The 25,064-nt window shown below is 66.3% G+C and carries 21 protein-coding genes and 1 riboswitch; of the genes, 16 read left to right on the top strand and 5 right to left on the bottom strand.

Annotated elements, in window-relative coordinates; translation table 11 throughout:
* Entirely contained in the window at positions 1-1,392 is a 1,392-nt protein-coding gene (locus tag DT069_RS10735) for an NAD(P)(+) transhydrogenase (Re/Si-specific) subunit beta (protein WP_119460304.1), read from the top strand.
* Positions 1,393-1,856: 464 nt separating this feature from the next.
* Here the strand turns inward: DT069_RS10735 and rpsU are convergent, their stop codons facing one another.
* Positions 1,857-2,060, bottom strand: a complete 204-nt coding sequence (gene rpsU / locus DT069_RS10730) for a 30S ribosomal protein S21 (RefSeq protein WP_119460303.1) — start codon at positions 2,058-2,060, stop codon at positions 1,857-1,859.
* Between the two features lie 270 nt (positions 2,061-2,330).
* Here rpsU and def point away from each other — a divergent pair, with 270 nt between their 5' ends.
* The 6 genes from def (at position 2,331) to DT069_RS10700 (ending at position 10,191) form a co-directional block, all read left to right on the top strand.
* Complete coding sequence (def, locus tag DT069_RS10725; RefSeq protein WP_119460302.1) at positions 2,331-2,900, top strand: peptide deformylase; 570 nt, start codon at positions 2,331-2,333, stop codon at positions 2,898-2,900.
* A complete protein-coding gene (locus tag DT069_RS10720; RefSeq protein ID WP_119460301.1) occupies positions 2,897-3,568 on the top strand; it encodes a COQ9 family protein in 672 nt (223 codons plus the stop codon). Before def ends, DT069_RS10720 begins: the two co-directional genes overlap by 4 nt.
* 22 nt (positions 3,569-3,590) lie before the next feature.
* Positions 3,591-5,354: a tetratricopeptide repeat protein gene (locus DT069_RS10715; RefSeq protein ID WP_119460300.1), complete on the top strand. Its 1,764-nt coding sequence runs from the start codon at positions 3,591-3,593 to the stop codon at positions 5,352-5,354.
* A 76-nt stretch (positions 5,355-5,430) separates the two neighbouring features.
* Positions 5,431-5,630: riboswitch (cobalamin riboswitch) on the top strand.
* Between the two features lie 164 nt (positions 5,631-5,794).
* Positions 5,795-7,687 carry a TonB-dependent receptor plug domain-containing protein gene (locus DT069_RS10710; RefSeq protein WP_162913125.1) on the top strand — a complete coding sequence of 631 codons (1,893 nt, stop codon included), beginning with the start codon at positions 5,795-5,797 and terminating at the stop codon, positions 7,685-7,687.
* A 99-nt stretch (positions 7,688-7,786) separates the two neighbouring features.
* A complete protein-coding gene (locus DT069_RS10705) occupies positions 7,787-8,356 on the top strand; it encodes a hypothetical protein (protein WP_119460298.1) in 570 nt (189 codons plus the stop codon).
* A gap of 143 nt (positions 8,357-8,499) precedes the next feature.
* Positions 8,500-10,191, top strand: coding sequence for an adenylate class-3/4/guanylyl cyclase (locus DT069_RS10700; RefSeq protein ID WP_119460297.1), 1,692 nt, complete (start codon positions 8,500-8,502; stop codon positions 10,189-10,191).
* A 13-nt stretch (positions 10,192-10,204) separates the two neighbouring features.
* On the opposite strand, the gene DT069_RS10695 is transcribed toward DT069_RS10700, so the two are convergent.
* Both DT069_RS10695 and purE read right to left on the bottom strand, forming a co-directional pair.
* Complete coding sequence (locus DT069_RS10695; RefSeq protein WP_119460296.1) at positions 10,205-11,293, bottom strand: 5-(carboxyamino)imidazole ribonucleotide synthase; 1,089 nt, start codon at positions 11,291-11,293, stop codon at positions 10,205-10,207.
* Positions 11,290-11,811: a 5-(carboxyamino)imidazole ribonucleotide mutase gene (purE, locus tag DT069_RS10690; RefSeq protein ID WP_119460295.1), complete on the bottom strand. Its 522-nt coding sequence runs from the start codon at positions 11,809-11,811 to the stop codon at positions 11,290-11,292. Before purE ends, DT069_RS10695 begins: the two co-directional genes overlap by 4 nt.
* A 278-nt stretch (positions 11,812-12,089) precedes the next feature.
* Between purE and DT069_RS10685 the strand changes: the two genes are divergently transcribed.
* Positions 12,090-12,650, top strand: coding sequence for a PEP-CTERM sorting domain-containing protein (locus DT069_RS10685; protein ID WP_119460294.1), 561 nt, complete (start codon positions 12,090-12,092; stop codon positions 12,648-12,650).
* A 137-nt stretch (positions 12,651-12,787) separates the two neighbouring features.
* Here the strand turns inward: DT069_RS10685 and DT069_RS10680 are convergent, their stop codons facing one another.
* Positions 12,788-12,988: a YdcH family protein gene (locus DT069_RS10680; RefSeq protein WP_119460293.1), complete on the bottom strand. Its 201-nt coding sequence runs from the start codon at positions 12,986-12,988 to the stop codon at positions 12,788-12,790.
* Positions 12,989-13,146: 158 nt separating this feature from the next.
* Here DT069_RS10680 and DT069_RS10675 point away from each other — a divergent pair, with 158 nt between their 5' ends.
* The gene (locus DT069_RS10675; RefSeq protein ID WP_119460292.1) at positions 13,147-14,229 is read left to right on the top strand and encodes an ATP-dependent 6-phosphofructokinase; all 1,083 of its coding nucleotides are present in this window, start codon (positions 13,147-13,149) and stop codon (positions 14,227-14,229) included.
* An 18-nt stretch (positions 14,230-14,247) separates the two neighbouring features.
* The gene (locus DT069_RS10670) at positions 14,248-14,787 is read left to right on the top strand and encodes a TIGR02444 family protein (RefSeq protein WP_119460291.1); all 540 of its coding nucleotides are present in this window, start codon (positions 14,248-14,250) and stop codon (positions 14,785-14,787) included.
* On the opposite strand, the gene DT069_RS10665 is transcribed toward DT069_RS10670, so the two are convergent.
* Entirely contained in the window at positions 14,765-15,406 is a 642-nt protein-coding gene (locus DT069_RS10665) for a UbiX family flavin prenyltransferase (RefSeq protein ID WP_119460290.1), read from the bottom strand. The genes DT069_RS10670 and DT069_RS10665 overlap by 23 nt on opposite strands.
* Positions 15,407-15,514: 108 nt before the next feature.
* Between DT069_RS10665 and DT069_RS10660 the strand changes: the two genes are divergently transcribed.
* The 6 genes from DT069_RS10660 to DT069_RS10635 all read left to right on the top strand — a co-directional run bounded on the left by DT069_RS10660 (position 15,515) and on the right by DT069_RS10635 (position 24,974).
* The gene (locus DT069_RS10660; protein WP_119460289.1) at positions 15,515-15,682 is read left to right on the top strand and encodes a YdcH family protein; all 168 of its coding nucleotides are present in this window, start codon (positions 15,515-15,517) and stop codon (positions 15,680-15,682) included.
* 253 nt (positions 15,683-15,935) lie between these two features.
* Positions 15,936-17,861 carry a propionyl-CoA synthetase gene (locus DT069_RS10655; RefSeq protein ID WP_119460288.1) on the top strand — a complete coding sequence of 642 codons (1,926 nt, stop codon included), beginning with the start codon at positions 15,936-15,938 and terminating at the stop codon, positions 17,859-17,861.
* A 253-nt stretch (positions 17,862-18,114) separates the two neighbouring features.
* On the top strand, positions 18,115-19,272 hold the full coding sequence (locus DT069_RS10650; RefSeq protein ID WP_119460287.1) for an efflux RND transporter periplasmic adaptor subunit: 1,158 nt from the start codon (positions 18,115-18,117) through the stop codon (positions 19,270-19,272).
* Between the two features lies 1 nt (position 19,273).
* Positions 19,274-22,348, top strand: a complete 3,075-nt coding sequence (locus DT069_RS10645) for an efflux RND transporter permease subunit (protein ID WP_119460286.1) — start codon at positions 19,274-19,276, stop codon at positions 22,346-22,348.
* A gap of 148 nt (positions 22,349-22,496) precedes the next feature.
* Positions 22,497-24,002, top strand: a complete 1,506-nt coding sequence (gene amaB / locus DT069_RS10640; protein WP_119460285.1) for an L-piperidine-6-carboxylate dehydrogenase — start codon at positions 22,497-22,499, stop codon at positions 24,000-24,002.
* A gap of 105 nt (positions 24,003-24,107) precedes the next feature.
* Entirely contained in the window at positions 24,108-24,974 is an 867-nt protein-coding gene (locus DT069_RS10635; RefSeq protein WP_119460284.1) for an alpha/beta fold hydrolase, read from the top strand.
* Positions 24,975-25,064 lie beyond the last annotated feature (90 nt).

Genomic DNA, 25,064 nt, shown 5'->3' with positions numbered 1-25,064 from the left:
TTGACTGAGAATCTCGCGGCCTTTCTCTACCTGATCGCCTCTGTCTGCTTCATCCTGGCGCTAAAGGGGCTGTCCTCGCCGGAGTCGGCACAGTCCGGAAACCGCTTCGGCATGGCGGGCATGGCGATCGCGATCATCACCACGCTCGCCCTGCCGGGAGTGGTCAGCTATGGGGCGATCCTCGCCGGCATCGTGATCGGCGGCGCCATCGGCACCTTCGTCGCGTTGCGCATCCAGATGACGGCGCTGCCGCAGCTCGTCGCCGCCTTCCACAGCCTGGTCGGCCTTGCCGCAGTGTTCGTCGCGGCCGCCGCCTTCTACACGCCGGAGGCCTATGGCATCGGAGTGGCCGGCGACATCGCGCCGGCGAGCCTGGTCGAGATGGGGCTGGGCGTGGCGATCGGCGCGATCACCTTCACCGGCTCGATCGTCGCCTTCGCGAAGCTGCAGGGGCTGGTCAGCGGCGCCCCCCTGGTCTTCACCGGGCAGCATTACCTGAACGCGGCGCTCGGCATCGCGCTCGTGGTCCTGATCGTCGCGCTGGTGACGGGGCAGAGCGCGGCCGCCTTCTGGGCGCTGACGGCAGTGGCCCTGCTGCTCGGGCTGCTGCTGATCCTGCCGATCGGCGGCGCCGACATGCCGGTCGTCGTTTCGATGCTGAACTCCTATTCGGGATGGGCCGCCTGTGGCATCGGCTTCACCCTCGGCAACAACCTGCTGATCATCACCGGCGCGCTCGTCGGCTCCTCGGGCGCCATCCTCAGCTACATCATGTGCAAGGGGATGAACCGCTCGATCTTCAACGTGATCCTCGGCGGCTTCGGCACCGACGCCGCGGGGGCGGCGGCCGGCGCCACGGGCGACCGGACGGTCAAGACCGGCAGCGCCGAGGACGCCGCGTTCCTGATGGAGAACGCCAGCTCGGTCATCATCGTGCCGGGCTATGGCATGGCGGTCGCCCAGGCGCAGCATGCGCTGCGCGAAATGGCCGACCTGCTCAAGGAGAAGGGCGCCAAGGTCACCTATGCCATCCATCCGGTCGCAGGCCGCATGCCGGGCCATATGAACGTGCTGCTGGCCGAGGCGAACGTTCCCTATGACGAGGTGTTCGAACTCGAGGACATCAACCGCGACTTCACCTCGACCGACGTCGCCTTCGTGATCGGCGCCAACGACGTGACCAACCCCGCGGCGAAGACCGACCCGAAGAGCCCTATCTACGGCATGCCGATTCTCGATGTGGAGAAGGCGAAGACGGTGCTGTTCGTGAAGCGCTCGATGGCATCCGGCTATGCCGGCGTGGAGAACGAGCTGTTCTTCCGCGACAACACGATGATGCTGTTCGGCGACGCCAAGAAGATGTGCGAGGAAATCGTCAAGTCGCTGGATTAGCGTTGCGCTATCACTGGGGACATCGGCGCGATGCCATGGTTCGACAGGCTCATCATGAAGGCCTCGCCCTGAGCCTGTCGAAGGGCGGGGATGGCGCCAGCCCGGCTACTTATATTCCTTGAGCTTTATGTAGGACGGGCAGGACGGCCCTAAATCCGGTTCGGGCTGGAAGAAGCCGCCCAGAAAGGCGCCGCGCAGCCAAGCCGGCTTGGTAATGGAACGGCGCGCCATTATAGACGCGGCCGTCATAGGCATAGCGGGTTAGGCAAAATCATAGACCGCCCTCCAGACCGTCTCGGCGTTGGCACTTCCGGCCGCCGAAGCCTTCAGGGGCGATATCGCGCACAAAAGCCAGAAAGAAAGGATCAGCGCTCTGCGAACGCAGAGCCGCTGTCGATATTCAGCCTGGGAACTGCCCACCATAGGGCCGATCTTTGCGATCCGGCACGGCGAGCGGGCCTGTTCTAGTAGCCTTCGCGGTCCAAACGCTTGCGCATCAGCTTGCGATGGCGGCGAATCGCCTCGGCCTTCTCGCGCGCCTTGCGCTCGGACGGCTTTTCGTAATTGCGGCGCAGCTTCATCTCGCGGAAGACGCCCTCGCGCTGCATCTTCTTCTTCAGCACGCGCAGGGCCTGATCGACATTATTGTCGCGAACTACAACTTGCACGTTTGTCAAATCTCCTTGTGTTCGGGCACAAAAACACCATCGGGAGGCCGCTATCCCGCGTCACTCCCGACTGAAGGGAGAGTTTGATATCACATCATGGGGAATTTGGGAAGAGGGCGTGCCAATTGGGATTGGTTAAGAATCCGTTTCCGAATCGCCGAGAACAGCCTCCCACACTCTCTTCGGTCTCGCCCAATGAAACTTGTGCGGCGGCCGAAGATGCGACGGACCCCTCTTTCCGGCAAGCTCTCTTTCCCGCATATTAGGTATATGGCCATTCTCAAGATTGCCCGTATGGGTCATCCGGTGCTGCGGCGGCGAGCCGAGCCGGTCGCCGATCCGACCGCGCCGGAGGTCCGGCGCCTCGTCGCGGACATGCTGGAGACGCTGGCGGATGTCGGCGGCATCGGGCTGGCGGCGCCGCAGGTCCATGTGCCACAGCGTGTCGTCCTCTTCGAGGTGCCCGCCGGGCGGGCGGACCGCGAGGGCGGCGATGCGGTGCCGCTGACCGTCCTCGTCAATCCTGAGATCGAGCCGCTCGGCCCCGAGACGGCGTTGGGCTGGGAGGCCTGCCTGTCGGTCCCCGGCCTGACCGGCGCGGTTCCACGTCATACCCGCATCCGCTACCGCGGCACGACGCCCGCGGGCGAGTCGATCGAGCGTGTGGCCGAAGGCTTCCACGCCCGGGTCCTGCAGCATGAATGCGATCATCTCGAAGGTATTCTCTATCCGATGCGGATGACCGACCTATCGCTGCTCGTCTTCGCCGACGAGCTGCGGCACGGCATTCCGACTCCGGCCGGGGGAGATGGCGGAACGGACGAGAGGGCAGTCGGATGACGAGTGCAGCTCCCCGGAGAACTCCCCGAAACACGCATCGCGAAGCGCTGCGCGAACGCCTGTTGGAGGCGATGCTGCCGCATGTGCCCTTCGACGGTTGGACGCACGCGGCCCTGCGTGCCGGGGCCGAGGATGCGGGCATCGCGCTGGCGACGGCGGCCGGCATGTTTCCGGGCGGGGCTGGCGAAATGGTCGAGCTCTTCAACAAGATCGCCGATCGGCGCATGCTCGAGGCGCTGGAAGCACGCGATCTGGCGGAAATGAAGATCCGCGAGCGGATCGCCACCGCGATTCGTCTGCGGCTCGAGCAGAATGCGGCGCATCGGGAGGCGATCCGGCTGGGCCTTTCGGTCCTGGCGATGCCGCAGAACGCCGCCTTGGCAGCGCGCTGCCTCTATCGCACGGTGAATGGCATCTGGTATGCCGCCGGCGATACTTCCACCGACTATAACTTCTATACGAAGCGCGGGCTGCTCGCCGGCGTCTATGGCAGCACGGTGCTGTATTGGCTGAACGACAGGTCCGACGGATTCTCCGATAGCTGGGACTTTCTCGATCGGCGCATCGCCGACGTGATGCGTGTGCCCCAGGTGATTGGCCGTATCGGGCGGATCGCCGAGCATCTCCCGAACCCGCTGCGCCTGTTGCGCCGCCCAACCGTTCGGTGAGGTCGAGCTTTGTGCACGGCTCATGACTCCGCACAACATCCGGCGCAAGCTCAGCACGATTTTAAGCGCTGACGTCGCCGGCTTCTCGCGGCTCATGGGAGCCGACGAGGAGGGCACGCTGCGGACGCTCAACCACTATCGCAGCCTGATCGACAGCCTTGTCGCCGAGCATCGCGGGCGGGTCTTCGCCGCTGCCGGGGACAATCTCGTCGCCGAGTTCGCCGCGACCGCCGCCGCCGTGCGCTGCGCGCTGCGGATTCAGGAGGATATCGAGACGCGCAACGCCGCACTGCCGCCGGAGCGCCGCATGCGGTTCCGCATCGGCATCAATCTCGGCGACGTGATGATCGAGGGCGAGAACCTCTTCGGCGACGGCGTCAATGTCGCGGCCCGGCTGGAGGCGTTGTCCGAGCCGGGGGGTATTGCCATTTCCGGCACCGTCTACGACCAGATCGAAGGCAAGCTACCGCTCCAGTTCGAGCCGCTCGGCGAGCGGCTGGTGAAGAACATCGACCGGCCGGTGCGCGTTTATCGCCTGCGGGTGGCGCCGGCGGAGGATGGCCTCGTGCCGGCGGCAGACTCCGGATCCAACCGAACGTCGCTTCCGATTCCTGCGAAGCCGTCGATTGCGGTGCTACCCTTCATCAATATGACCGGCGACTCCCAGCAAGCTTATCTCACCGACGGCATCACCGAAGACATCATCACCAACCTTTCCAAGTTCCGCGAGCTGTTCGTGATTTCCCGGAATTCCTCCTTCCGGTTCGAGGGGGGCGAGGCGAACCCGCAGCAGACGGGGCGCGATCTCGGCGTCCGCTACCTCCTGCAGGGTAGCCTGCGACGTGCCGGCAGCCGGGTGCGGATCGCCGTGCAGCTCGTCGACGCGGCCACGGGGCACCATCTCTGGGCGGAGCGCTACGACCGCGAGCTGACCGATATCTTCGAGGTGCAGGACGAGCTAACGCAGCTCATCGTCGCCACGCTCGCCGTCCGTCTTGAGGAGGCGGAGAAATCCCGGGTGCGGCGTGCGGAAACCGAGGACCTCGAAGCCTACGGTTTCCGCCTGCGCGGCCAGATGTTCCTGCGCCGGTACTCGAAGGATGGCCTCGCCGAGGCGAAGCAGATGTACCGGCGCGCGCTCGAGCGCGATCCGGACTATTCGCGCGCCTATGCGGCCCTGGCGACGGCCCATATCGTCGAATGGCGCTATGGCTGGACCGCGTCGCCGGCGGAGTCGTTGGAGAAGGCGCTCGAATTCGCGAAGCGGTCGATCGCGCTCAGCGAGAACAGCGCTCGGGGGCACGCCGCGCTCGGGTTCGTTTATCTCTATACGAAGCAGCGGGCCGCGGCGATCGTGGAGTATGAGCGCGCGCTCGCCCTCAATCCGAACGACGCCGATATCATGGCCGAGTTCGCCGACGCGCTCACGCATGACGGACGCGCCTTGGAGGCTGTCGAACTGCTCCACAAGGCGATGCGCCTGAACCCGTTCTTTCCCGACTGGTATCTCTGGTATCTGGGCGACGCCTACTACACCCTGGGCCGGTACGAGGAGGCGATCCGGACCTTGGAGAGAATGAACGATCCGGCCGAGGGCTATCGCCTGCTCGCTGCCAGCTATGCCCAGCTCGGTCGCGCGGAAGAGGCCGCGGCCTATGCCGCGAAGGTCCTGGAGATGCATCCGAACTTCTCGGTCGCCGACTGGGCGGAGAAGCAGCCGGACCAGGATCCGGAGGCGCTCGAGATCTTCCTCGATGGCCTGCGTAAGGCGGGGCTTCCCGCGTAGCGGATTGTTCTCCCGATGTCTGGAACGCGAAGTTTCATTGCCGAGCCGAAACAGCTTGACCCGGTTCCCGACACTGCCTATCAAGCGGGTTGACGGTGCCCTTCGGGGCTTAATAGGGAACACGGTGCGGGTATCTTCGCCCAATGCCGTGGCTGTCCCCGCAACTGTAAGCGGCGAGCCGTTCGTCATCATGCCACTGGCGTCTTAAGACGCTGGGAAGGCGACGAAAGGCGAGAACCCGCGAGCCAGGAGACCTACCGTCGGTCGTGGTCACACGCGAGCACGCTGGGCGGGGTGCACCGGCGGGAAGTTGCTGATGGGCGGTCGGGGATCGTCCGCCATCGACATCTGGTTCGCGGTGACGTGCCACACCAGTCACCGCGTAGGTTCGGATGCTTTCCCTTTTCTCTCCGTTCCGGGGCGGTCCGCAAAAGGCGGCCATGAGCGCCCTGCGGGTTGCCCTTTTCGGTTCTCTCTGCAGCACGCCCGTGCTCGCGCAATCGCAGCCGATCGAGCTTCCGCCGATCGTGGTCAGCGCCACGCGAACTGATGTGCCGCTCGATCAGGTGGGCAGTTCCATCACCCTGATCACCCGAGAGGAGCTGGAGCGGCGCCAGATCCGCTTCGTGGCCGATGCCCTCCGCACGGTGCCGGGGCTTTCCGTGGCGCGCATCGGCGGCGTTGGCTCCCAGACCTTGGTCCGCATTCGCGGCGCGGAGGCGAATCAGACCCTGGTTCTCATCGACGGCATCGAGGTGAACGACCCCTCCTTCGGCTCGGAGTTCGACTTCGCCAATCTCATGACCGACGACATCGAGCGCATCGAGGTGTTGCGCGGGCCGCAGAGCGTCCTCTACGGGTCGGACGCGCTAGGCGGCGTCGTCAATATCATCACGCGGAAGGGCGGCGGCCCGCTTCACTCGTCCGTCGCCGCGGAAGGCGGCTCGTTCGGGACCGCCCGAGGCAGCGCAAGCCTTTCGGGCGGTCTCGCGGAGGACCGCTTTCGCTACAGCCTCAGTGCCGTCCGCCTCCACACCGACGGCATCTCGGCGGCAAGCGAGCGGCGCGACAACTCGGAGAAGGACGGCTATGACAACGGCACGCTGTCCGCCAACCTCGGTGCCAGCCTTCTCGACAACCTCGATGTCGATGTCGTCGGCCGCTTCACCGACGCCGAGCGGGAGGGTGACGGCTTCGTCGGCGGCGTCGGTGCCGTCGACGCCGAGGAGGACAGCGCGACGATTCAGCGCTTCGGCCGGATCCAGGCCAGGCTGGCGCTGCTCGACGGCCGATGGCAGCACCGGGTTGGCCTGTCCGGCGCCGACAGCCGAACCGATTACCGGACCGATGGGCAGAAGGTCAGCTCCTACGACGGCATGAAGACCAAGATCGATTACCAGACCGATCTCAGTCTTTCGACCCAGGCGCTTCTGCCGGCGGACCATACCGTCAGCCTCGGCCTGGAGCAGGAGCGGGAAGAGGCGATCCTGACCAGCGCCTTCTCCGATTTCGATCGCTCGATCACGACCCGGAGCGTCTACAGTCTCTATCAGGTCGCGCTTTTCGACGATCTGTTCCTGACGGCCGGCGGCCGCTTCGACGCGAACGATCGCTTCGAGGATGCGACGACCTACAGGCTCACCGCCGCCTATCGGATCGAGGAAACCGGCACCAAGCTGCGCGGCTCCTACGGCACCGCAGTCAAGAATCCCACGCTGTTCGATCTCTATGGTTATGACGCGAATTTCCGGCCCAACCCGAATTTGGAGCCGGAAACGGCGCGCGGCTGGGATGCCGGCATCGACCAGGCGCTGTTCGGCGACCGGCTCTCGATCGGCGCGACCTATTTCGATCAGCGCCTCGACAACTTCGTCAGCCTGGCCGGTCAGACGGTCGTCAACCTGCCCGGCGAATCCCGCATCCGCGGCGTCGAACTTACGGCCGCGGTCGCGCTGTGGGATGGGCTCGATCTCACCGCGAGCTACACCTTTACCGACAGCCAGGATCCGGACGGCAACAAACTCGTCCGGCGCCCGCGCCATCAGGCCGGCGCCGACCTCAGCTATCGCTTCTTCGAGGATCGTGCGACGGTCAATCTGGGGGTCATCTGGGTCGGCGCCCGCAACGACATCGCCTTCGACGCCGCCTACAACCAATCGATCGTCCGCCTCGATCCCTACACGCTCGTCAACCTTGCCGCCTCGGTTCGGGTGACGGGCAATCTCGAGGCCTTCGGGCGAATCGAGAACCTGTTCGACGAGAACTACGAGGAAGCGTTCACCTACGGGACGCCGGGCCGCGCCGGCTATATCGGCCTCCGCGCGCGCTTCTGATGTGGGGACGGGGAAAGCTCATGGCGTTAACGACTCGCGTGATATCCCGGCGAACGACCTGTCCATTCCATCCAACTCACAAGAGAGGAGAAGACCATCATGATGCAGACTTCCGTTGAAATGCATAGGGCGCGCCGCTGGCTCTGGCTCGGGTTCCTGACGGCCGCCAGCGTCCTGTTCAGCCTGGGTCTCGCCTGCGCGACGCCGTTCGCCGCCTTGGGTGCGATCGCGGCCCTGAACATGGGGCGGCGCGACGCCGTAATCCTCATCCTGGCCGCGTGGCTTGCCAACCAAGCCGTCGGGTACGGCATCCTGGCCTATCCGCAGACGTTCGAGAGCGTTGCCTGGGGCGCCGCGATGGGTGCTGCGGCGCTGATTGGAACCCTGGTTGCTCATCGGATTGCGGGGCAGCTCGCGCCTATGGGCCGTGCTTTCACCACCGTCAGCGCGTTCGGGGCTGCTTTCCTGACGTTCGAGGCGGCGCTGTTCGCCGCTTCGTTCCTGCTGCCGGGAAGCGGCGAGCCGTTCAGCCTTGCCGTCGTCGGCCAGATCCTCCTGACGAACACTGTCGCGCTTGCGGGGCTTCTGGTTCTGTATCGCCTCGGGACGGCCATCGGCTTGGTCGCCGGACATGCGCCGCGCGTCACGGCTGCGGTGTCGGCAGCTTAAGCCGGCCTGCATTCCGAAGGGCGGAGCCCTAGGGCTCCGCCCTCTACCTTCCGATCGCCGCATGTCATAACGATTGCAACGCGAATCCGGCTTCTTTACATTCTCCGGTCTCTCAAGCGACGGCTTGTCATTGAAAGAGCCCTATGGAACAGAGGCTCAGCACCATTCTTGCCGCGGATCTGGTGCCGGGCGGTCCTTCCATGGCCGAGGAGCGAGCGCTTCTCGAGAGAATGATTCGCGAGCATGACGGTCGACTTCACGGAAATTGGGACGACAGGCTCATTGCCGAGTTCGCCAGTGTCGTGGTCGCGATGCGCTGCGCATTGCGGCTTCAGCAGCAGCTCGAGAAACCCCAGGCCGGCCCCGGAAACAACATCGGTGCGTTGCGGATCGGCGCGAGCCTGTTCAATCTCGGCGACGGTGAAGCGATTCCCGCCGATGCCGCCGATTTCGCGCAACGGCTGATCGCCCTCGCCGAGCCCGGCGGGATCTGCATCTCCGGCGGCATCTACGATCAGATCCAAGGCCGACTCGCGCTCCGCTTCGATTATCTCGGTGAGAACGCCCTTGCCTATGGCGGGCGGCCGGTGCGGCTCTATCGCGCCTGGTTCGATCCGGCCACGGCTGCGCCGCGTGGCCCGGCGGCTGGCGGTAAGCTCAATTTGCCGGCGAAGCCGTCGATCGCCGTCCTGCGCTTCTTCAACATGAACGGCGATCCCGAGACGGAATATTTCAGCGACGGCATCACCGAGGACATCATCATCGAATTGTCCCGTTTCCGGTCGCTGTTCGTGATCGCCCGCAATTCTTCCTTTGCTTACCGCAGCGGCTCCATCGACCGGCAGCAGGTGGGCCGCGAGCTCGGCGTGCAGTTCCTGCTCGAAGGCAGCATCCGGATGGCCGGGAAGCGGGTACGGGTCACCGCGCAGCTCGTCGATGCGGCGACGGGCCAGCATCTCTGGGCGGAGCGGTACGATCGAGACCTGGAGGACATCTTCGCCGTCCAGGACGAGGTCACGCAGACCATCGTCTCCACCCTTGTCGGCCAGCTTCAGGATGCCGGAGCCGAACAGGCGAAGCGCAAACGAACCGAGAATCTGGCGGCCTATGACTACCTGCTGCGGGGGATGGAGCATCTCAGCCGCTATACGCGGGAGGACAATGCCGAGGCGCGCCGGTTGCTCGAGCGGGCCGTGGCGCTCGATCCGGACTACGCCCTGGCCCACGCCGGCATCGCGTCGACCTATCTCTATGACTGGTTCTGCGATGCCGACGACCGGATCCTGACCAGGGCTCACCGGATTGCCGAGAAGGCGCTTGGCCTCGACGAAGATGAAAGCTGGTGCCATCTGGTCTGCGGCCGGGTCTGCCTCTACCAGCGGGCGTTCGCGCGGGCGGAGGCGCACTGCGAAAAGGCCGTCGCCCTCAACCCGAACGACGCCCATCTCGCCGCGAACATGGGATTGCTCTACACCTATCTCGGGCGGCCGGACGAAGGGATCGTCTGGGTGAATAAGGCGATGCGCCTGAACCCGCATCATCCGGACTGGTATTGCGAGCATCTCGGGCTGGCGCTCTATGCGGCGCGGCGCTATGCGGAGGCGAGCCGGACCCTGCAGCGGATCAGCGACGCCCCGGTCTGGATCCACGCCTATCTGGCCGCCTGCTTCGCGCAAATGGGTGATATACCGGCGACGCAGGCCCGGACCGCCAAGGTCCTTGCGATGAGGCCCGACTTCTCAATAGCCCGGTCCGCCCGGAGCGAGCCTTTCATGCTGGAGGCGGACATGAAGCACTGGACGGAGGGCCTGCTGAAAGCAGGGCTGCCGGCGTAGCCCTCCGCTTTTGTCAGCTCTTAGGACTAAGCCGCGTGACGTGGCCCATCTTGCGGCCCGGCCGGGCCTCGGCCTTGCCGTAGAGGTGCAGCTTGGCGCCCGGCTCGGCCAGGATCTCGCGCCAGCCGTCCGCCTCCTCGCCGATCAGGTTTTTCATCACCGCGTCCGAGTGGCGCTCGGTCGAGCCGAGCGGCAAACCGCAGATCGCCCGGATGAACTGCTCGAACTGGCTGGTCACGCAGCCGTCGATCGTCCAATGGCCGGAATTGTGCGGTCGCGGCGCCAGCTCGTTCACCAGCACCTCGCCGTTCCCGGTGACGAACATCTCGACCGCCAGAAGGCCGACGAGATCCAGCGCTTCCGCGATGTGGCGGCTGATCGCCTCAGCCTTCATCGTCACCGGCTGCGGCAGCCGCGCCGGGGCGATGGTGACGTCGAGGATATGGTTGCGGTGCTTGTTCTCGACCGTCTCGTAAACGGTGCTGGTTCCGTCGACGCCGCGCGCGACAATCACCGAGATCTCATGCGTGAAATCGACGAAGCCCTCGAGGATGCCGAGATCGGCGCCCATCCGGGTCCAGGCTTCGCTGAGGTCGGTGTCGGCGTCGATCCGCACCTGCCCCTTGCCGTCATAGCCGAACCGGGCGCTCTTCAGTACGCTGGGCCGGCCGATTTCCCGGACCGCTCGCTCCAGCCCCTCGGCGCGGGCGACCTCCATATAGCGGGTCGTCGGCACCTCGATGGAGGTCAGGAAGTCCTTCTCGCGCAGCCGCTCCTGGGCGATATGAAGGACACGGGGTGCTGGCCGGGTCGGCCGCAGCGCAGCCAGGAATTCGGCCGTCGAATCCGGAATGTTCTCGAACTCGAAGCTGACCAGGTCGACCGCCTCGGCGAAGGCGCGCAGCGCCGCCTGGTCGTCATAGGCGGCGACGGTGGTCGCCGCGACGACCTGCGAAGCCGGGCTGTTCGCCTCGGGGCAAAAGATATGGGTGCGATAGCCGAGCCGTGCCGCCGCCAGCGCAGCCATGCGGCCGAGCTGTCCGCCGCCCAGGATGCCGATCGTCGCGCCCGGGCCGAAACTCTGTCCTTGATCGATACTCATCCTTCGGTCTTCTGGTCCGCCAACTCGTCTGCCAGGGGGGAATCGGCGACGGCTGCCGTGCGCGCCGCCCGCCAGCCGTCGAGGGCTTCGGCCACCCGCGCATCGCCCAGCGCCAGCACCGATGCCGCGAGCAGCGCCGCGTTGATCGCGCCGGCCTTGCCGATCGCCAGGGTCCCGACCGGCACGCCCGCGGGCATCTGCACAATCGAAAGCAGGCTGTCGAGGCCGTTCAGCGCCGCGCTCTCGACCGGCACGCCGAACACCGGCAGCGGCGTCAGCGACGCGACCATGCCCGGCAGATGCGCCGCACCCCCGGCGCCGGCGATGATCGCCTTCAGCCCGCGCTCCCGCGCCGTCTCGGCATAGTCGTAGAGCCGTCGCGGCGTCCGATGCGCGGAGACGATCCGCGTCTCGTGCGGGATCTCCAGCGCGGTCAGCGTCTCGGCCGCGTGCCGCATCGTCTCCCAGTCGGACTGGCTGCCCATGATGATGCCGATCGCCGGCGAACCGGTGCGCATGCTGCTGATGACCTTCGCAGGCGGAAAAGAAGGGCGCAATTATAGGAATCGGCCGATGCAACGCAAGGAAAGGTCGATCTACGCGGATTGTCGCAGCCTTGGTGCCCGCCAAAACCACCAGGGAATGACGCCTCTGGAAGGCCGGTGCTGTGTAAAATATTTCGACGATTTTATTACCATGCAAAAATAAAGTATTGAAAGTAAGGTGCTTGGTAAGTTGGAACGGAAATTGCTTTCGACTAACTGCAAGAAAAGTAACCGCGATAGGGAAGCATGCGATGCGTCATTTTGTATTGGGAGCTGGCGTTGCGGCCGCCATTTTCTCGTTCGCAGCGGCGGCAGAGGCCACGATCATCGATCTCGACCACCGAGGTCCGGTGAATCATCTTCTCAGTCTTGAGGCTGGCACCTACCAGATCACGCCGGTCGGAATCAGCGAGGGCGGTGCGTTCGACGCCCTCAATGTCTGGGGTCTGGTGGAGGGCTGTGACGTGTGGGGCGAGAACTGTTTGAGAGGCTGGCAGTGGCGATATCAGCTTGTCGATGAGTTGAATCAAATCGTGTCGAGTGCCTTTTTCGGGCTTTTCTCGGGTTCGCTTGATGCACTGGCGGCTGCGAAGGCGGCCGGACCGTTCCAATTCACTTTGTCCAGCAACCAAGATGTTCGGTTCGTCTATACCGGCAGGTTATATCACCACAATAGAGGCGGTATCTCCTTCGATCTGACACGGGTAGAAACGCCGGCAGAGCCGACAGATGTACCGGAACCGGCCACATTGGCTTTGCTCGGGGCAGGGCTGCTTGGCATCGCTGCTTTGCGCAGGCGCCGCGAAATCTGACTGTCCGTATTCTTTACAGTTCGCCGGAAGCGGCTCCCTCGAGAGCCGCTTTTGCTTATCTGCCGCGCTTCAAGTTGCGCGGCGCGGCAATGGTTGTCTTTTGCGGGAAGACGGACTCTTGCCCCGGCGCTCCGCTCTTAAGCGATGATATCGGGAAGCAGCTTGCTCTCGAGTCTGGCGATCTGATCCTTCAGCGAGAGCTTCCGCTTCTTCAGCCGCTGAATCTGGAGCTGATTGAAAGGCGCCGTCTCCGCCAGCCGCGCGATGACATCGTCCAGGTCGCGATGCTCGCTGCGGAGCTCTTCCAACTGCAGCCGCAGATCGTGCAGATCCGTCATATTTCCCTGATCGCGTGGCATCGCTCACTCGCCATTATACTTGAAACATGATAACCGAAAGCGCTCCCGCCGTCATCGGTCGCCATTGGGGGCCGCAATCAGGCTCGCCATCCAGGGAGCGCCCGGCCCGGCAGGCTCCAGCAGGGGAGGACAGCGTCATGCAGACCATCAGGCGGATCGGCATTCTGACCAGCGGCGGCGATTGCGCCGGCCTCAATGCGGTCATCCGCGCCGTCGTCCACCGCGCCGACAGCCATGGCTGGCAGGTGGTCGGCATCCATAACGGCACGGCCGGCCTGCTTGCCCGGCCGGTCGAGTATGAGGAGCTTGGCCTCAACGTCACGACGAACAACATCCTGCGCATGGGCGGCACCATCCTGGGCACCACGAACAAGGGGGACCCGTTCGCCTTCCCGACCGCGGATGGCCATCTGATCGACCGCACCGACGAGGTCATCGACGGCTATCGCCAGCTCGGGCTCGACGCCCTGATCGGGATCGGCGGCGATGGGTCCCTGCGAATCCTGCGCGACTTGGCGGCGAAGGGCGGCATCCGGCTGGTCGCTATTCCGAAGACCATCGACAATGACCTCGGCCTCACGGAGGTATCGATCGGCCATGAGACCGCCGTGGTCACCGCCACCGAGGCGCTCGACCATCTGCAGCCGACGGCGGCCAGCCACAGCCGCGTGATGGTGCTCGAGGTCATGGGCCGGGATGCCGGGCATATCGCCCTCGTCTCCGGGATCGCCGGCGGCGCCGACGTGATCCTGATCCCCGAAATTCCCTATAGTCTCGACCGCATCGCCGCCAAGATCGAGAACCTGAAGAATCGCGGCCGCAATTTCGCACTCGTCGTCGTCGCCGAGGCGGTGAAGACCGAGTCGGGTGAGGCGCTGCTGACCGCCCATACCGGCGGCAAGCCGACTTATGGCGGCATCGGCCAATATATCAGCGAGCGGATCGCCGACCTGACCGGCGCGGAGACGCGAGTCACGGTGCTTGGCCATGTCCAGCGCGGCGGAACGCCGGAACCGCGCGACCGGCTGCTGGCCTCGGCCTTTGGCGTCCACGCGGTCGACCTGATCGCCGCGGGCAAGTTCGACCGGATGGTCGCGTGGCAGAACCGCCAGGTCGTCGACGTGCCGATCGAGGACGCCATTACCCAATATCAGGCGGTGGATCCCAGGGGAACGCTGGTGCATACGGCGCGCGGCCTCGGCATCTGCCTCGGCGATTGAGAGCCTGCGAGCCGTTTCGTGGCCGAGGCCGCCGCCGACCGTTTTTGGGCCTTTTCCCTGGAGCTTTACGGCCGCCCCGGTGTCGCGCCGGCCTGCCTGTCGCTGCAGGATCGCTGCGGCCTCGACGTCAATCTGCTGCTGTTCTGCTGCTGGACGGCGGCGGAGGGCCGCCCGCTGTCGGACGCCGACCTCCGGCGCGCGATCGACGCGGTCGCACCGTGGCATGAGGCGGCGGTCGGACCGATTCGCGCCGTTCGCCGGCGCCTGAAGGGCGGCGTCGCCGGCGTCGCCGCGGCCGAGACGGATGCGCTGCGCCGACGGATCGCCGAGATCGAGATCGAGGCCGAGCGAATCGCGCAGCAGGCGCTAGCGGCACTGCCCGCAACCGGGACGGGCAACGCATCGGCGACGGCACGGACGGCGCTGGCCAGCCTCCGGACCTATCTGGAATTGCGGGATGTCGCGATCGGTCCGGCGGAGCGCGCGGATCTCGAAACGATTCTGCGCGCCGCCTTTCCGGCCGATCCAGGGGAGCTCAGCCCGGACGCTTCCGGGTGACGGTGCGCAGCGGCCGTGCTTTGCCTTCCCCCGGCTCGCCTTCTATCGGCTCGCCCCAGCGGCGGATCGTTCCGGTGTCGAGGCCGAACAGGTCGGCGACTCGCCCGACGCTGTGGTCCACGATATCGTCGATCGAACGCGGCTGCGCATAGAAGGCCGGCACGGGCGGCGCGATGATCGCCCCCATCTCCGACAAGGCCAGCATGTTGCGCAGATGCCCGGTATGCAGCGGCGTCTCGCGCAGCATCAGGACCAGCCGGCGGCGCTCCTTCAGCACGACGTCCGCGGCGCGGGTCAGCAGGTTCGAAGTCGCGCCGGTGGCGATCTCCGCCATGCTGCGGATCGAGCAGGGGGCGATGACCATACCGAGAGTCTTGAACGAGCCGCTGGCGATCGCGGCACCGACATCGGCCACCGGATAGCAGACATCGGCGAGCGCCTGCACCTGCGCCACCTTGAGATCGGTCTCATAGGCGAGCGTCAACTCGGCCGAACGCGACATCACCAGATGGGTCTCCACCGGCAGGGGGCGAAGGGCCTTGAGCAGGCGGATTCCATAAATTACGCCTGAGGCGCCGCTAATACCGATGATAAGGCGAGCCGGCGGACTCACGACCATACCGTGTAAGACGAGTAGGAATTTCGTCCGACTCGCGATGTTTGCATTCGCCCGTTCGCCATATTAACTTTAAACGGCAGCCTAACGTTCACGAAACGGAGGATTCGTATGTCCGTAGCGGAGCACGTTGATTCGTTGAAGGCCAAGCATGCAGATCTCGACCACCTGATCGAAGAGGAGGAAGGCAGACCGCATCCCGATCAGACGATGGTCACGCAACTTAAACGTCAAAAGCTCCGAATCAAGGACGAAATCGTCCAGCTAGCGGCGCGCTAGCTCAGGAATTCAGGGACTCCGCCTGCTGACCGGTCAACCGGTCAGCAGGTCCGTGATCACGACGCGGAAACCCGATGCCGCTCCAGGGGGCGGCAATACCTTCCCGTTACGCTTTCTTTCCAGCCGGCCCGCCCGGAAAACGGGGCAGAGCCGCTGCATGTCGGCCGCCGTACCGTCTGGAGCCTTGGCAAACGGCGCGTTTCTCCCGCACAATCGATGCCGGATGAGCCTTCACGGAAGTCGAGGAAAGCCGATGCCCGTCCCGAAAGAATCCACGACCGGCCGGTTCGACGATGTTCATGCCCGCTCGCTGGCCGACCCGGAGGGCTTCTGGGCCGAGGCGGCGGAGGATATCGCCTGGATCGAGCGGTGGGACCGGGTCCTGGACCGCTCCAACCCGCCCTTCTATCGCTGGTTCTCCGGCGGTGTCCTGAACAGCTGCTATAACGCGCTCGATCGGCATGTCGAGGCCGGGCGCGGTGATCAGGCCGCGCTGATCTACGATAGCCCCGTCACCGGCAGTCAGCGTCGCTACAGCTTCACCGAGCTTCGCGACGCGGTGGCCCGGTTCGCCGGCGTCTTGGCGGCGCAGGGCGTCACCAAGGGTGATCGCGTCCTGATCTACATGCCGATGGTGCCTGAGGCGGCGATCGCGATGCTCGCCTGCGCTCGGATCGGCGCCATCCATTCGGTCGTCTTCGGCGGGTTCGCCGCCGCCGAGCTGGCGACGCGGATCGACGACGCCCGGCCCAAGGTCCTCGTTTCGGCGTCCTGCGGCATCGAGCCGGGCCGGGTGATCGCCTACAAGCCGCTGATCGACGCCGCGCTCAGCTTGGCGACCGCGAAGCCGGAGCGCTGCATCATCCTGCAGCGCCCCGAGGAGCCGGCCGCGCTGACCCCGGGGCGCGACCTCGATTGGGAGGCTGCGGCGGCCGAGGCGCAGCCCCAGCCCTGCGTACCGGTGGCCGCGACCGACCCGCTCTATATCCTCTACACCTCCGGCACGACCGGCCAGCCCAAGGGCGTCATGCGGGACAATGGCGGCCACGCCGTCGCGCTTAAATGGAGCATGCGCAACGTCTATGGCGTCGCGCCGGGCGAAGTCTTCTGGACCGCCTCCGATGTAGGCTGGGTCGTCGGCCATTCCTATATCGTCTATGCGCCGCTGCTGCATGGCTGCACGACGGTCCTCTATGAGGGCAAGCCGGTCGGCACGCCCGATGCCGGCGCCTTCTGGCGGGTCATCGCGCAGCATAAGGTGTCGACCCTGTTCACTGCCCCCACCGCCTTCCGCGCGATCAAGCGCGACGATCCGGCGGGCGCGCTGATCGGGAACTACGACCTGTCCAGCCTCCGAACCCTGTTCCTGGCCGGGGAGCGGTCCGACCCGGCGACGCTGGAATGGGCGGAGACCCATCTCAAGGTCCCGGTGATCGACCATTGGTGGCAGACCGAGTCCGGCTGGCCGATGGCGGCGAACTGCATTGGCATCGAGCGGCTGCCGGTCAAGCACGGCTCGCCGACCAAGCCCGTGCCGGGCTGGGACGTGCACGTCGCCGACGGCGAGGGGCGGAAGGCCAAGCCCGGCGAGATCGGCGCCATCATTTGCAAGCTGCCGCTGCCGCCCGGCGGCTTTCCGACGCTGTGGCAGGCCGATGCGCGATGCCGGGAGGCCTATTTCGACCGCTATCCCGGCTTCTATCAGACCGGGGATGCCGGGTTCGTCGATGAGGACGGCTATGTCTACATCATGGCCCGCACGGACGACATCATCAACGTCGCCGGCCACCGCCTCTCGACCGGCGGCATGGAGGAGGTGCTGGCGGCGCATCCCGATGTCGCCGAATGCGCCGTCATCGGCGTGGCCGATCCGCTCAAGGGGCAGGTCCCGCTGGGCCTGATGGTGCTGAAGGCCGGCGCCGACCGGGAGGATGGCGAGATCGCCAAGGAAGTCGTCGCGATGGTGCGCGAGCGGATCGGTCCGGTCGCCGCCTTCAAGACCGCCGTCGTGATCAAGCGCCTGCCGAAGACGCGTTCCGGCAAGATCCTGCGCGGCACCATGCAGAAGATCGCCGACGGGCAGGATTACAAAATGCCCGCGACCATCGACGATCCGGCGATCCTGTCCGAGATCGACGCGGCCCTGCGCCGGGTCGGCTACGGAAAGCCGGTGGAATGAACCGGCTGGCACCCTAAATAGCGGTTCAGTATTCTACGGCACGTGCCGGTCCGGCCTGATAGACTTCGCGGGCCGGTTTCGGAGGCCGGCTGTTCTCTTCGATGATGGCGTTGAAGGGTGTTTCTTTGCTATGTGAAGCGGCTTGCCGCCTTGGTGGCCCTGCTTGACGATGCCGAGCTCCGCAACATAGGTTGAGCGGCATTTCTGAACTGTACCGTCTAGTCTATTTTTAAGTCAGGACAACAAGCCGACCATGAACAGGGGCATTGGATACGGCGCCGTTGCGGTGGGGATTGCCGCCCTGGTGGGCGTCGGCGCCGTCTTGTACGACAATTTTTCCGAGCGGTCGGCTTCGACCGAGACCGCCGCGCCGGACTTGTCTGTTGCCCCGGCTGCAGGCCCAGAGAGCGACTCCGGGAACGGCGCTGCCGCCGCTCCGGCTGCCGAGCCGGCGATGCCGGTCGAGGCGGCGCCCGTCCAGGTCGACACGGTGACCGCCGAAATCGAGGCCGTGGGCACCCTGCAATCGAACGAGTCCGTGGTGCTCGGGCCGGAGATCGACGGCCGGATCGCGGAGATCCTGTTTCGCGAGGGCGAAGCGGTCGAGAAGGGTAAGGTCCTGGTCCGGCTGGATACCGAGATCCTCGAGGCCGAGCTTGCCCAGGCGCGCGCCAACCTGATCCTGAGCGAAGCGAATTACGAGCGGGCGAACACCCTGGCCAACCAGGGCACCGGAACGGTGCGGGCGCGGGACGAGGCGCTGGCCCAGATGCAAACGGATCGGGCCAATCTGATCTTGGCGGAGGTCCGGCTAGAGAACGCATCGATCAGGGCGCCGTTCGAGGGCGTTCTCGGTCTGCGCAGCGTCAGCGTCGGCGCCTATGTCCGGCCGGGCGACCGGATCGTGAATATCGAGCAGATCGACCCGCTGAAAGTCGATTTCCGCGTCGCCGAGGTTTTCCTTCCGAACGTCCGGGTCGGCCAGAAGATCGACGTGACCGTGGACGCGCTGCCCGGCGAGATCTTCAGGGGGCAGATCTATGCGATCGACCCGCAGGTCGATGTGAGCGGGCGGGCCATCCGCCTGCGCGCGCGCATCCCGAACCCCGAGGGTCGGCTGTCGCCCGGCCTGTTCGCCCGCGTTTCGATCATCGTCGAGCAGCGCGAGAACGCCGTCCTCGTGCCGGAAGCGGCCCTGGTCCCGCAGCAGGACGGCAAGTTCGTCTATCGCATCGAGGACAACAAGGCGCTGCTGACCAAGGTCGAGGTCGGACGGCGGCTGCCCGGGCAGGTCGAGATTCTTGAGGGGCTCGGGCCCGATGCCGTGGTCGTGACGGCGGGCCAGCAGCGACTCCGCGACGGCGCCCCGGTGGACGTCGTCGAACCTGTCGAGCCCGTCGCCGGAGCGTAGGATGCCGGTTTTCGAGTTCTTCGTCCGCCGCCCGGTCTTCTCGACCGTCGTCAGCCTGATGATCATACTCATCGGGCTGGTGTCGTTCCAGCAGCTGACGGTCCGCGAATATCCGAACATCGACGAGCCGATCGTCTCGGTCCGGACCGACTATCCCGGCGCCAGCGCCGAGATCATCGAGACGCAGGTGACGCAGGTGATCGAAAACTCGGTCGCCGGCATCGAGGGCATCGAGACGATCAGCTCGACCAGCCGCGCCGAGCGGAGCGACATCAGCATCCGCTTCACGCTCGCGACCGATCCCGACGTCGCGGCGAGCGATGTCCGCGACCGTGTCGGCCGCGTGCGCGGACAGTTGCCCGACGAGATCGACGAGCCGGTCATCGCCAAGGTCGAGGCGGATGCCCAGGCGGTCATCTATCTCGCCTTCACGAGCGATCGGCATCCGCCGCTGGAGATCACCGACTTCGCCGACCGCTATGTGAAGGACCGGCTCCAGAACCTGCCGGGCGTGGCCGAGGTTCGGATCTTCGGCGAGCGGCGCTATGCGATGCGGATCTGGATCGACCGCTTCCGCCTTGCCGCCTACGATCTGACGATCCAGGACGTCGAGAACGCGCTTAGGGCGCAGAACGTCGAGGTGCCGTCGGGGCGGATCGAAAGCCTCGACCGCGAGTTCACCGTTCTCTCCCAGACCGATTTGCAGACGCCGGAGGAGTTCGAGCGGATCGTCGTCAAGGATGCGAACGGGTTCCCGGTCCGCCTCGGCGATGTGGCGCAGGTCGAGGTCGGGGCGGCGGAGGAGCGGCGGACGACGCGCTTCAACGGCGAGAGCGCCATCGCGCTCGGCGTCGTGAAGCAGGCGACGGCGAACCCCCTGGACGTGTCGACCGCCGTCCGCGAGGCGTTGCCGCAGATCGTCGAGGAGCTTCCGCAGGGGATGAACGTCGCCATCGCCTACGATTCGTCGGTCTTCATCGACCGCTCGATCGAGGCGGTCTTCACGACGATCGCCGAGGCGGTGGTGCTGGTCGTCCTCGTGATCTTTTTCTTCCTGCGCACCCTGCGGGCCACCCTGATCCCGCTGGTGACGATTCCGGTGTCTCTGATCGGCGCCTTCACGCTGATGTATGCGCTGGGATTCTCGGTCAATACCCTGACGCTGCTCGCCATGGTGCTCGCGATCGGACTGGTGGTCGACGACGCGATCGTCGTGCTCGAGAACATCCACCGCCATATCGAGGAGGGCATGGCGCCGGTGCGCGCCGCGATCACGGGGATCGGCGAGATCTCCACCGCCGTCATCGCCATGACGCTCACCCTGGCGGCGGTCTATGCGCCGGTCGCCTTCGCCGCGGGCCGGACCGGAAAGCTCTTCACCGAGTTCGCGCTCACCCTCGCCGGCGCCGTGCTGGTGTCCGGCTTCGTCGCGATCACCCTGACGCCGATGATGTGCTCGAAGCTGATGCGGCACGAGCGGAGCCATGGGCGGATCTACAACGCGCTCGAGCGCGGGCTGCTCGGCCTCAACCGCGGCTATCGGCGCCTGCTTGAAGGCTCGCTCCGGCTGCGGCCGCTGGTCGTCCTCGTCGGCCTGGCGGTGGCCGGCGGCGGCTATTTCCTGTTCACCAACCTGAAGTCGGAGCTGACGCCGACGGAGGACCGCGGCGTCGTGGTCGGTATCGGCGTCGGGCCGGAGGGCGCGACGATCGACTTCACCAGCCGCTATGCGCGCGAGTTCGAGAAGATCTTCGAGACCGTGCCGGAGATCGCCCGCTATTTCGTCATCACCGGCTTCCCCGAGGTGACGCAGGTGATCGCCTTCGCCGGCCTCGACCCGTGGGAGGAGCGCGAGCGCAAGCAGCAGGAGATCGTCGCCGAGCTGCAGCCGAAGATGTTCCGCATCCCCGGCATCCTGGCCTTCCCGAACAACCCGCCGTCGCTCGGCCAGAGTGCGCGCTCGAGCCCCATCGAGTTCGTCATCCAGACCTCGGGCACCTACCGCGAACTGCAGGACTATGTCGACCGGCTGACGGCGGAGGCGCTCAAGAATCCCGGCCTCCTGAACGTCGACAGCGATCTGCGACTCAACAAGCCGCAGCTCGACATCGACCTCGACCGCGAGAAGGTGGCCGATGTGGGCGCCGGGGTGGAGACCGTCGGGCGGACGCTCGAAAGCCTCCTCGGCGGCCGGCAGGTGACGCGGTTCGAGCGAAACGGCGAGCAGTATGACGTCATCGTCCAAGTCGGCGAGGAGAACCGCCGCACCCCGGACGTGCTCAACTCGATCTATGTCCGCGGCCGGGACGGCGCGATGATCCCGCTCTCGAATATCGTGACCTTCAGCGAGACGGTCGCGCCGAAGGAGCTCAACCGCTTCAATCAGCTCCGCTCGGCGACGATCTCGGCCAGTCTCGCCCCCGGCTATTCGCTGGGCGAGGGGCTCGCCTTCATGGAGGATGCGGCGGCCCGCGTGCTTCCGGGGAGCGTCCAGACCGACTATGCGGGCCAATCGCGCGAGTTCAAGGAGTCGGGGTCCAGCCTCTATTTCATCTTCCTGCTCGCGCTGGGCTTCATCTTCCTGGTGCTCGCCGCGCAGTTCGAGAGCTTCATCGACCCCCTCATCATCATGCTGACCGTGCCGCTCTCGATGGCCGGCGCGCTGCTGGCGCTCTATCTCACCGGCGGGACGCTGAACATCTACAGCCAGATCGGCCTCGTCACCCTGATCGGGCTCATCAGCAAGCACGGCATCCTGATCGTCGAGTTCGCCAACCAGCTCCAGGCCCAGGGCCGCGGCGTGCGCGAGGCGGTGGTCGAGGCGGCGGCGCTCCGGCTGCGGCCGATCCTGATGACGACCGGCGCCATGGTGTTCGGCGCGGTGCCGCTGGCGCTCGCCTCCGGCGCCGGCGCCGAGAGCCGGCAGCAGATCGGCTGGGTGATCGTCGGCGGCATCACCGTCGGCACGATCTTCACCCTCTTCGTCGTCCCCACCGCCTACACCCTGCTCAGCCGCACCCGCGCGCCCGAGCCGGTCGCCGCCGCGGAGTTCGAGCGTAAGCGGGCGGCGGAGTAAACCTGTCGGCCCTCATGCTTCGACAACCTCAGCATGAGGGCCTCACCCTGAGCGCAGTCGAAGGGCGAGGCTCGGGGAGGGGCACGGGCTTGATTTGCGCGGGACACCGTGACATGACCGATGCCGGAACCACGGCAGGGGAATCCCGATGAAACTGAAGAAGCAGCTCCTGAACGCCCTCGGCCTCGACGCGGCCGACCTCAAGGCCGGCGATCTCGCCGTGCACTCGCCGATCGATGGCGGCGAGATCGCGCGGCTGAAGACCGACGGCCCGGCCAAGGTCGCGAAGAAGATCGATCGCGCGGCGGCGGCCTTCCGCGAATGGCGCGAGGTGCCGGCGCCGCGGCGCGGCGAGCTGATCCGCCTGCTCGGCGAGGAGCTGCGGGCGAGCAAGGCGGCGCTCGGCGAGCTGGTCGCGATCGAAAACGGCAAGATCCTCGAGGAGGGCAAGGGCGAAGTCCAGGAGATGATCGACATCTGCGACTTCGCCGCCGGCCTGTCGCGGCAGCTCTACGGCCTCACCATCGCCTCGGAGCGGCCGGGCCACCGGATGGCCGAGACCTGGCATCCGCTCGGCGTCGTCGGCGTCATTACCGCCTTCAACTTCCCGGTCGCGGTCTGGTCGTGGAACACCGCGCTCGCCATCGTCTGCGGCGACCCTGTCGTCTGGAAGCCGTCGGAGAAGACGCCGCTGACCGCGCTCGCCTGCCAGAAGATCTTCGCCCGCGCGGCCAAGCGCTTCGGCGGCGTGCCGAAGGGCCTGCTGGAAGTCGTGATCGGCGGGCGCGAGGCGGGCGAGCGGCTGATCGACGACCCGCGCGTCGCGCTGGTCAGCGCGACTGGCAGCACCCGTATGGGCCGCGAGGTGGGGCCGCGCGTGGCGTCCCGATTCGGCCGCGTGCTGCTCGAACTCGGCGGCAATAACGGGATGATCGTCGCGCCCTCGGCCGACCTCGACCTCGCGGCCCGCGCGATCCTGTTCAGCGCGGTCGGCACCGCCGGCCAGCGCTGCACGACGCTGCGCCGCCTGTTCGTCCATGAGACCATCGAGGACAAGCTGCTGCCGCGCCTGAAGAAGGCCTATGGCGGCATCCGCATCGGCAACCCGCTGGAGCCCGGAACCCTCGTCGGCCCGCTGATCGACGGCGCCGCGTTCGAGGGCATGGAGCGGGCGCTGAAGCGCGCGGCGGCGGACGGCGGCAAGGTCCATGGCGGCGGCCGCGTGATGTCGAACGAGTTCCCCGACGCCTTCTACGCCAAGCCGGCGCTCGTCCAGATGCCGGCGCAGACCGACGTGGTGCGCGAGGAGACCTTCGCGCCGATCCTCTATGTCATGAAGTACAAGGACTTCGACGACGCGATCGCGCTCCACAACGACGTGCCGCAGGGACTTTCCTCCTGCATCTTCACCACCGACCTGCGCGAGGCCGACGTCTTCCTCTCCGCCCGCGGCAGCGACTGCGGCATCGCCAACGTCAATATCGGCCCGAGCGGGGCCGAGATCGGCGGCGCCTTCGGCGGCGAGAAGGAGACCGGCGGCGGCCGCGAATCCGGCTCCGACGCCTGGAAGAGCTACATGCGCCGCGCGACCAACACGGTCAACTACTCGAACGCGCTGCCGCTGGCGCAGGGCATCGTCTTCGACGCGGGTTGAGGCGAGGGCGGCCGCCGGCGTTGTGAACAGCGTCACTGCGCCGGCCCGCGCGCCCGGTGCAAGATCCCGTCCGCAAAACTTGAACTTCGATGCGGAGGATCACCCATGGCCGCCCAGACCGCCGCCACCGCCGTTCGTGCTCGCGCCCATCCGACCCTTGATGCGGCGCCCGTCGTCAAGACCATCGCGCTGCCCCACGGGCTGACGCTCCCCTATGTCGAGCAGGGCGATCCCGAGGGGCCGCCCGTCCTGTTCCTCCATGGCTACACCGATTCCTGGCGCTCCTTCGCGCGCGTGCTGGGCCATCTGCCGCCCCGGTTCCGCGCCATCGCGCTCACCCAGCGCGGCCACGGCGATGCCGGCCGTCCGGCGGCGGGCTACCATCCGCGCGTCCTCGCGGCCGACCTCGAGGATTTCATGGATGCGCTCGGGATCGAGGAGGCCGTCATCGCCGGCCACTCCATGGGCAGCGTCGTCGCCCAGCGCTTCGCGATCGAGAATCCCGGGCGCACGCGCGGGCTCGTGTTGCTGGGCGCTTTCGCCACGCTGAACGGCAACCCGGTCATCGAAGACCTCTGGAACTCGGACATCGCGACGCTGACCGATCCGGTCGATCCGGAATTCGTGCGCGAGTTCCAGGAAAGCACGCTTGCCCGGCCGGTGTCGCCGGCCTTCCTCGACATGGTCGTGGCGGAGAGCCTGAAGGTCCCGGCGCATGTCTGGCGCGCGGCGCTCGCCGGCCAGATGGACGAGGACGTCTCCGGCGCGCTCGGCCGGATCGCGGCGCCCACCCTCATCCTCTGGGGCAGTCACGATTCGATTCTGCCGCGGCGGACGCAGGACGCCCTCGCGGCGGGGATCGCCGGCGCGTGGCTCACCGTCTATCCCGGCGCGGGGCACGGCCTGCATTGGGAGGAACCTGCCCGCGTCGCCGCCGACCTCACGGCCTTCGCGGACGGTCTCGCCCGCTGACGGGAAGGAAGGCAACCACTCAGGTCGTCGCCAAGGGCAGGCCTGAATTGACATGGTTTGGCCGCATCCCGCAGGATCCGGCATCGAATC

The organism is Virgifigura deserti, assembly GCA_003576685.1.
In the GTDB taxonomy this organism is placed as follows: Bacteria; Pseudomonadota; Alphaproteobacteria; order Dongiales; family Dongiaceae; genus Virgifigura; species Virgifigura deserti.
This window is presented reverse-complemented; position numbering and strand designations above follow the sequence as displayed.